General features: G+C 74.3%; 1 protein-coding gene. It reads right to left on the bottom strand.

Annotated elements, in window-relative coordinates:
- Positions 1-2242, bottom strand: a 2242-nt coding sequence (locus F3J18_RS36845; protein ID WP_166917067.1) for a non-ribosomal peptide synthetase, incomplete at both ends; no start/stop codon positions are given.

Genomic DNA, 2242 nt, shown 5'->3' with positions numbered 1-2242 from the left:
TGGCCGCCTCGCGCTGGGCCGCGGCCCACACGCTCCAGGGCAGCGCCGCGTCGAGCGCGATCGCGCGGCCGGCGACGGCCGCCTCGTAGGCGGCGGCCAGGTCGGCCAGCAGGATGCGCCAGGACACGCCGTCCACCGCCAGGTGATGGATCACCAGCAGCAGGCGGCCTTCGACGGCGCCGTCGGCAAGCTCGGGCACGCGGAACGCCACCGCCTTGACCAGCCGGCCCGCAAGAGGATCGAGCGAGCGCTGCGCTTCCTCGCCCGCCTGTTCCAGCGCGGCGGCCCAGCGTTCGCCGGCCGCGCGCAGGTCGATCGACTGCACCGGCACGGCCGGCGCCTCGGCCAGCACACGCTGTTGCCAAAGGCCGTCGCCGTCGCGCTCGAAGCGCAGCCGCAGCGCGTCGTGACGCGCGATCACGGCAGCCAGCGCGCGCTCGAAGGCCGGCAGCTCCAGTTCGCCGCGCACGCGCAGCAGGACCGATTGGTTCCAGTGCGCCTCGCCTTGCGGATAACGCGCGTGGAACCACGCTTGAATCGGGGTGAGCGGCAGCGGTTCGCGGATCTCGACCTGCTCGGCCTCGCCGTCGAGCGGCCGCATCACGGCCGCCAGGCGCGCCACGCTGGGCTGCTCGAATACTTGGCGCGGCGTCAGCAGCCAGCCTTGCGCGCGGGCCTTGGCGATCAGTTGCAGGCTCAGGATCGAATCGCCGCCGACCGCGAAGAAATCGTCGTCGATGCCGAGATCCTCGCGCTTGAGCACGGCCTGCCACCAGCTCAGCAGCAGGCGCTCGGCCTGGTTGCGCGGCTCGGCGCGCGAGCCCTCGGCCGGCGCGATCTCGACGGCCGGCAGCGCGGCGCGATCGACCTTGCCGTTCTGCATCAAGGGCATGCGCGCGAGCACGGCGATCGCGGCCGGCACCATGTGGGCCGGCAGTTGCTGGGCCAGCGTGCGCTGCAGCTCGAGGCCGTCGAGCGCGACGCCCGCCGCGCCGACCACGTAGGCGACCAGGCGCGCCACGCCGCGCTCGCTGGCCAGCACCACCACCGCCTCGGCCACGCCGGGCAGGCGCCGCAGCGCCGCCTCGATCTCGCCGGGCTCGATGCGGAAACCGCGCAGCTTGATCTGCTGGTCCAGGCGGCCGAGGAAGTCGATCGCGCCGTCGGCGCGGCGGCGGCACAGGTCGCCGCTGCGATACAGGCGCGAGCCCGGCGCGCCGAGCGGATCGGGCACGAAACGGTCGGCCGTCAGCGAGGGGCGATCGAGATAACCGCGCGCCAGCGTGTGGCCGCCGATGCACAGCTCGCCGAGCGCGCCGATGGGCGCCTCGTTGCCGTCGCGGTCCAGCACGCGCGCGGTGCGCGAGGCATAGGGCACGCCGATCGAGACGATCGCCTGCGAGGCATCCTCGGGCGTGGTGGCGCGGTACATGCAGGCCACCGTGGTTTCGGTCGGGCCATACAGGTTGGCCAGGCCGATGCGACCCAGCGGGCCGCGCTGCCATTGCGCCAGCGCGTCGCCGGGCAGACCCTCGCCGCCCACCGTGATCTGCCGCAGCGCGGCCAGCGCCTCGGGCGGCGGCGGCGTGCGCAGCCACTGCTGCCAGTAGGCGGTCGGCAGGCGCGAGAAGGTCACGCGCGCGTCGATCAGGTGGCGGCTGGTGGTGTCGATGTCCCAGGCCTCGGGGCCGCGCATCTCGATCCGGCCGCCCTGCAGCAGGGCCGGCAGCATCTCGTGCAGCGCGACGTCGAAGTTGATGGTGGAGGACTGCAGCTGCGTGTCGGCCGCGCTGATCGCGTGCGCGGCGATGAAGTCGTCGAGGTGGGCGGCGAAGGCGCCGTGCGAGATCGCCACGCCCTTCGGGCGGCCGGTCGAGCCGGAGGTGTAGATCACGTAGGCGAGCTGGTCGGGATGCGGGTCCGCTGGCGTCGAACCGGCGTGATCGCTTTCGGCCTCGGCGGCGGCCAGCGCGCCGACGTCGATCGCCACGCGCCCGGCGAACAGCTCGCCGCAGCGCGCCTGCGCGTCGGCATCGGTCAGCACCACCTTCACGCCCGCGTCGTCGAGCATCATCGCCAGGCGCTCGGCCGGATAGGCCGGGTCGAGCGGCACGAAGGCGCCCGGCGAGCGCAGCGTGCCGAGCAGCGCCGCGACCATGCCGAGCGAGCGCGTCATGCAGATGCCGACGCGTTGGTCGGGGCCCACGCCGGCGGCGGCCAGCGCGCGCGCAACGCGCGCGGC

The sequence above is a fragment of the Burkholderia sp. Ax-1720 genome, from assembly GCF_011753035.1.
Lineage (GTDB): Bacteria > Pseudomonadota > Gammaproteobacteria > Burkholderiales > Burkholderiaceae > Burkholderia > Burkholderia gladioli.
Note: the sequence above shows the minus strand (reverse complement) of the source record. Positions and strands in the feature narration are given on the sequence as shown.